Source organism: Yoonia sp. (genome assembly GCF_036007805.1).
Classification (GTDB): Bacteria; Pseudomonadota; Alphaproteobacteria; order Rhodobacterales; family Rhodobacteraceae; genus Yoonia.
Map to the genome: position 1 here is coordinate 1 of NZ_DASYOK010000128.1, position 6,253 is coordinate 6,253.

The 6,253-nt window shown below is 58.9% G+C and carries 6 protein-coding genes; all 6 read right to left on the minus strand.

Translation table 11 applies throughout. The annotated features are described in order from the left end of the window. Positions 1–161 precede the first annotated feature (161 nt). Positions 162–812, minus strand: coding sequence for an SMC-Scp complex subunit ScpB (gene scpB / locus VGP75_RS07100; protein WP_327542987.1), 651 nt, complete (start codon positions 810–812; stop codon positions 162–164). Next, positions 805–1,599 (minus strand): segregation and condensation protein A, encoded by a 795-nt coding sequence (locus VGP75_RS07105; protein WP_110278639.1) that lies wholly within the window; start codon positions 1,597–1,599, stop codon positions 805–807. The genes scpB and VGP75_RS07105 overlap by 8 nt, the downstream gene beginning before the upstream one ends. 6 nt (positions 1,600–1,605) lie before the next feature. After that, positions 1,606–2,589: a glycoside hydrolase family 3 N-terminal domain-containing protein gene (locus VGP75_RS07110; protein WP_327542991.1), complete on the minus strand. Its 984-nt coding sequence runs from the start codon at positions 2,587–2,589 to the stop codon at positions 1,606–1,608. 6 nt (positions 2,590–2,595) lie between these two features. Beyond that, complete coding sequence (locus tag VGP75_RS07115) at positions 2,596–3,537, minus strand: SPOR domain-containing protein (protein ID WP_327542988.1); 942 nt, start codon at positions 3,535–3,537, stop codon at positions 2,596–2,598. Between the two features lie 76 nt (positions 3,538–3,613). Continuing rightward, a complete protein-coding gene (gene argS, locus VGP75_RS07120) occupies positions 3,614–5,353 on the minus strand; it encodes an arginine--tRNA ligase (RefSeq protein ID WP_327542989.1) in 1,740 nt (579 codons plus the stop codon). A gap of 84 nt (positions 5,354–5,437) precedes the next feature. Further along, positions 5,438–6,253 (minus strand): dGTP triphosphohydrolase (gene dgt / locus VGP75_RS07125; RefSeq protein WP_327542990.1); only part of this gene is annotated, 816 nt, incomplete at its 5' end.

The following is a 6,253-nucleotide window of genomic DNA, read 5'->3' on the forward strand; positions in this document are numbered from 1 at the left end:
TCTTCCGGTGTCATGTCCTCGGGTCGCTTGCCTTTGTTCGCCATCAGCGCCATGCCTTTGCTCATGCCTTTGCGCATCAAAATCCGCATGCCCATATTGATCAATTGATTCACGTTCATCTGCGTCTCCCTATCTCTGCGCTGCTATGTAAGGCCTGCGGATTAATCTTCAAATAATTCGGACTGGTCATCGTCATCATCATCGTCGTCGGTCTCGCCCAAGATCTGCGCGCCCGGTGGCGGACGATTTTCCAAAAGACCCGCAGAGCGCAATTCCTTCAGGCCCGGCAAATCGCGGGCGTTTTCCAGACCGAAGTGATCCAGAAATCCCTGCGTGACAACAAACGTCACAGGCCGCCCCGGTGTCATCTTGCGGCGGCCAAAGCGGATCCATTCCAGTTCGATCAACTGGTCAATCGTACCACGGCTGACGCTGACACCACGGATTTCTTCAATCTCGGCGCGCGTGACGGGCTGATGATAGGCCACAATCGCCAAGGTCTCGATCGCGGCACGGCTCAGCTTGCGGGTCTCGACCGTTTCTTTCTGCATCAGAAAGCCCAGATCACCCGCTGTGCGGATGGCCCAGGCATCACCCACCTTCACCACATTCACCCCGCGCCCCTCATAGCGTTTGCGCAGATGCGCAATCGCTTCGGCGGGGTCACAACCATGCGGCATCCGGCCCGTCAATTCCGTGATCGTCACCGGATCAGCGGTGGCAAAGAGAATCGCCTCGACCATGCGTTCCTGCTCGCCCATGGGCGGCGCTTCAAAGAGGCTTTCGTTCTTGGGGGTCTCTGTCTTAGCCATCACGCGGGTCTTTCTTGCGGATTTCGATCGGGGCAAACATTTCACCCTGTCGAATTTCAATTTTGCCTTCTTTCGCCAGTTCCAGCGAGGCCGCAAAGGTGGCCGCCGTCGTCGACCGGCGGCGTTGCGGATCGGCGTCCCAACCATCGGGCAGATAGCTGACGATATCTGTCCAATTGCCCGCAAAGCCGATCAGCGACCGCATCCGTTCCAGCGCCTGTTCCATCGTCATCACATGCTGACGGTCCATCACAAAGGGGCGGAAATCATCGCGTGTGCGGATACGCGCGTAGCCCTGCATCAGGTCCAGCAGCGTCGCTGTATAGGTCACGCGGCGCACGCGCTGCACGTCTTCGGTGATCCCACGGGCAAAGAAGTCACGCCCCAGCTGGTCGCGCGCCATCAGTTGGGCGGCGGCATTACGCATTGCCTCAAGCCGTTCAAGCTGGAACGCCAGATGTGCCGCCAATTCCTCGCCGGACGGCCCCTCCTCCGAGGGGTCAGGCGGCAACAAGAGCCGCGATTTGAGGAAGGCAAGCCAGGCCGCCATCACCAGATAATCCGCAGCAAGTTCCAGACGCAGGCGTTTGGCCTGTTCCACAAAGGCCAGATACTGTTGGGCCAAGGCCAGAATGGAAATCTGGCGCAGGTCCACCTTCTGTGTGCGCGACAGCGTCAGCAACAGATCGAGCGGGCCCTCGAATGCGCCCACATCAACGATCAAGGCCTCAGCGGCGACACGCTCGCTGACACTGATCGTGTCTTCCTGGAAATCTTCGCCCTGCATCTGCCCTCAGCCTAAATGACGGCCAAGTTCCGCTTCCAGCGCCCCGATGTCAATATTTGCAGGTGTTTTTCGCAATGCCAAAGCACGATTTGCGCGGGTTATGGCCGCGTCCGTCATCGCGCCTGAGGCCTGTGCCACAGCCGCCATTTCATCCGCCTTGCCGTTACAATGCAGGATAATATCACAGCCCGCCGCGATACTCGCCGCTGCACGCTGCGCGACCGTTCCCGAGAGCGCCTCCATCGACAGATCATCAGTCATCAAAAGACCATCGAAACCGATATGCTTGCGGATCACTCCCATCATTCTAGCGGATGTTGTGGCGGGATTGGCGGGATCAATATCCGAGAATACGATATGCGCCGTCATCCCCATCGGCAGATCGGACAGCGCCGCAAAAGGCGCGAAATCCCATGCCTCCAGCTCTGCACGCGGCGCATCCACACGCGGCAGGTCCTTGTGGCTATCCACCGCCGCCCGCCCGTATCCGGGGATATGTTTCAACACGGGCAGCACACCACCGGCCAGATGCGCATCGGCACAGACGCGGCAGGCATCAACGACCGTCTGCACATGATACCCGTAAAGGCGGTTCTTCAGGACCGGATGCGTTGCCTCTTCAGCGATATCCGCCAAGGGTGCGCAATTGGCATCAATCCCGACATCCTGCAGTTCTGCCGCGATCAACCGGTTGCGGACCCAATGGGCGCGCAGCGGATCAGTGGCGCGCGCCATCTGGTCCAAGGCAGGCAGATATTCACGCCAATGGGGGCTCCGCATCCGCTGAACGCGCCCGCCCTCTTGATCAATCAGGATCATCGCATCGCGTTGCACGGCCTCGCGCAGACTATGCGTCAGGCGGCGCAACTGGTCGGGGTTGTCGATATTGCGCGCAAAAAGGATAAAGCCAAGCGGCTGGACCTCGCGGAAAAAGCCGCGTTCCCAATCCGTGATCTCCAGCCCCTCGGGGCCGAAAATCGTTGCATTCATCGTCACTTAGTTGACCACCACAGCAATACATTCCGCACCTTCGGCCTGCAAGGCGGCACAAAGGCGGCGAGCTTCGGCGCGGTCTTCAAACCCGCTGGCCCGCAGCCGGTACCATGTGGCACTGCTTTGGTTACTTACCTGTATGACGCGCTCACGCCCGCCCATCAACTGGCCAAAACGCGACTGCAGGCGGTCCCATTCGGCTGCGGCAAGGCTGGGGTTGGGAAAGGCGCCCAGCTGCACAAGGTTGGTACCGACAGGAAAGTCTGCGGTGGTGACAGCCACTTCGCTGGTGGCCGGTGCGGGTGTTGCTGCAGGTGTTGCTGCGGCCACCGGCGCAGGAATACGCATATTGGCAGGCCGGATCACAGGACGCACAGAGGTGGAAACACCAGGCACAGTTGCCGGGATCACATTGGGGTCTTGTGCCTCTTCTTCAGGGATCATCGGTGGTTCGGTGCTCAACGCCGCCAATTGCGCGGCAAGTGCTGTAGCATCATCCTGCACTTCAGGGGCTGCAACGGTCTCATTCTCGAAAACCTCTGCTTCAAATCCTGCTGTGACGTCTTCAATGGCTGCCGATACGGTTGAGATCACCTCTTGCGCAGGTTGAACATCAAGGTCCTCTGGCGACAATCCGGCCGTGCGTGGCGCCAGAACCAAACGATCCTCGGGACCGCCCGCTTCGCCCATGGCCGCGACTTCATTCACCGAAAGCCCCGTATGCGCGGCAACGCCACCACCGGGGTTGTCGGGCAGAACCCGCATATCGCCTTCCATTGCGCGCACCACGGGGATCCCGCTGACATCACGGACAATCAGCTTGTATCCCCAAAAGCTTACGCCAAGGATCAGCGCCAGCGAAAACGCCGCACCTGCGAAGTTGACTAGATTGGTTGAGCGCGGCTCACGTGCCGCCCGGGCAAACCCGTCATCGTATACTGCCATCTCTGCCTCACTGCGCCCCAGACCTTATGGTTTTTTTCGGGGTCAATATTTTCAGCTCGATCCGGCAGCCTGTACGTTATCGCATCTCTTCCGCCGGAGTGACGCCAAGAATACCCAAACCGTGCAAAATAACAATCGCTACGGCCCGAATGAGGGCAATTTTCGCTTGTGTGGTATCTGAGTCACCCTCTTGGACAAAGCGCAGGCTCTCGTCCGCGTTCCCTTGGTGGTAAAGCGCATGGAAATCCGACGCCAGATCATAGAGGTAAAAGGCGATCCGGTGCGGCTCATGCCCGCGCGCGGCGATTTCCACCAGACGCGGCCATTCGGCCAGTTTCTTGATCAGCGTCAGTTCCGCTTCATGGGTCAGACCCGTCAGATCAACACCCGCCAAAGTCGCATCAGAGACATCCGTGAACGCTTCCGCCTTGGCCACGGCGGAATTCACCCGTGCATAGGCATAGTTGACGTAGAATACCGGATTGTCCTTGGACTGCTCCAGCACTTTGGCAAAATCAAAGTCCAGCGGCGCGTCGTTCTTGCGTGTCAGCATGTGGAAACGGGTCACATTGGTCCCGACCTGATCGACCACATCGCGCAGGGTCACAAAAGTCCCTGCCCGCTTGGACATCTTGAAAGGCTCGCCGTTCTTATAGAGCTTCACCAGTTGCGTCAGCTTCACATCCAGCGGCACGCGGCCGTCCGACAGGGCCGAAACAGCGGCCTTCATCCGCTTGACGTACCCGCTGTGATCTGCGCCAAAGACGTCAATCAACTGGTCAAAGCCGCGCTGCACCTTGTCATAGTGATAGGCGATATCGGGGGCAAAATAGGTCCAAGAACCGTCCGATTTCTGCACAGGACGGTCCACGTCATCGCCATGGGCGGTGGATTTGAAGAGCGTCTGTTCCCGCGGCTCCCAATCCTCGGGCATTTTGCCTTTGGGGGGTTCCAGCACGCCACGATAGATCAAGCCTTTGGCGTCGAGTTCGGCAATCGCCTTTTCGATCAACCCCGTGCCATAGAGCGATTTTTCCGAAAAGAAGCTGTCCATGACCACACCAAGCTGGGCCAGATCCTCGCGGATCAGCTCCATCATCGCTTCGGTAGCGAAGTCACGGATGTCTTCAAGCCAGACCTCTTCGGGCTGCCCGACATAGGTGTCGCCTGCCTTTTCTTTCAGCGCTTGGCCGACAGGGATCAGATAATCGCCCGGATAGGTGCCATCCTCGAACGCCACCTCTTGGCCATGCGCCTCAAGATACCGCAGATAAACAGACCGCGCGAGCACATCGACCTGCGCGCCGCCATCGTTGATGTAGTATTCTTTGGTGACATCATAGCCCGCATAATCGAGCAGACGCGCCAAGGCATCGCCGAAAACAGCCCCCCGCGTGTGGCCTACATGCAAAGGCCCCGTGGGGTTGGCGGACACATATTCCACCATCATTTTCTGGCCCCGACCCAGCGTGGATTGCCCGTAGGACGGATCGCTCAGCACGGTTTTGACCACGCCTTGCCACACGTCAGGCACAAGCCGCATATTCAAAAACCCCGGCCCCGCCACTTCGGCCACCGCGATCTGCGGATCGTCCAGCAGCTTTGACGCCAGCGCATCCGCGATCACACGGGGGTTCATTTTGGCAGGTTTTGCCAAGACCATCGCCGCATTGGTCGCCATATCACCGTGGGCTGCATCCCGTGGCGGCTCGACCGAGACAGCAGCGGTCGAGAGGCCATCGGGCAGCACACCGTCAACGACCAATTGGTCCAGACAGGCCAGCACACGGGTGCGAATATCAGCAAAAAGGTTCATGGGTCATCCAACAGCTTTGTTTAATTGGGGTTTACCACCCCGATAGCGCAGGGCAAGCAGACTTTTGATAAAAGTCTGACACCCTTAATTCCCGTCAATCACCCCGGGTGGAATATCCTCGCCACCAATCAGCCGCTTATGTTCCTGAATGGCAAAGCGGTCTGTCATCCCGGCAATGTAATCCGCCACAATGCGCGCCAGCGCAGTTTTATCCGGCGCATCCGCCACATCCTTGCGCCATTGCTTGGGCAACTCGTCGGTGTTTTCCATGAAAAACGGGAACAGGTCGTTGATCATCTGCGTCACCACGACCCGCATCTCCACCACCGCAGGGGCGCGATACATCCGCGTGAACAAAAAGGCGCGGATCACCTTCAGGTCTTCCCAAAGGGCCGGCGAAAACTGGACCATCATCCGCCCTGCGTGGCGGATATCATGCACGGATTTGGGGGCCAGTTCCGTCAGATTGCGGCGGCTGACTGCGATTACATCCTCGACCAGCACACCAAAGAACCTTCGCAGCGCCTCGTGCCGGCGGCGATAGTAATTGAGGTCCGGGTATTTCGCATCCACCCGCGCAAAACAGTCGCGCAGGATCGGCAGTTCGGCCAGTTCATCGGTGCTGAAGAGCTCTGCCCGCAACCCGTCATGCAGATCATGGTTGTTATAGGCAATATCATCGGCCAAAGCCGCCGCCTGTGCCTCGGCACTGGCGTGCGTATGCAGTTCCAGATCATGGCGCGCGTTATAGGCGGCCAGCGCATAGGGCACCTGCCCCACAACCGGCCCGTTATGTTTGGCAATCCCTTCCAGCGTTTCCCATGTCAGGTTCAGCCCGTCCCATTCCGCATAGTGCCGTTCCAGAGAGGTCACGATATGCAGCGCCTGCGCGTTGTGATC

Coding starts and splice junctions, on each gene's coding strand:
- VGP75_RS07110 (WP_327542991.1), bottom strand. CDS start 2,589: ATGAATGCAACGATTTTCGGCCCCGAGGGGCTGGAGATCACGGATTGG.
- VGP75_RS07105 (WP_110278639.1), bottom strand. CDS start 1,599: ATGCAGGGCGAAGATTTCCAGGAAGACACGATCAGTGTCAGCGAGCGT.
- scpB (WP_327542987.1), bottom strand. CDS start 812: ATGGCTAAGACAGAGACCCCCAAGAACGAAAGCCTCTTTGAAGCGCCG.
- VGP75_RS07115 (WP_327542988.1), bottom strand. CDS start 3,537: ATGGCAGTATACGATGACGGGTTTGCCCGGGCGGCACGTGAGCCGCGC.
- argS (WP_327542989.1), bottom strand. CDS start 5,353: ATGAACCTTTTTGCTGATATTCGCACCCGTGTGCTGGCCTGTCTGGAC.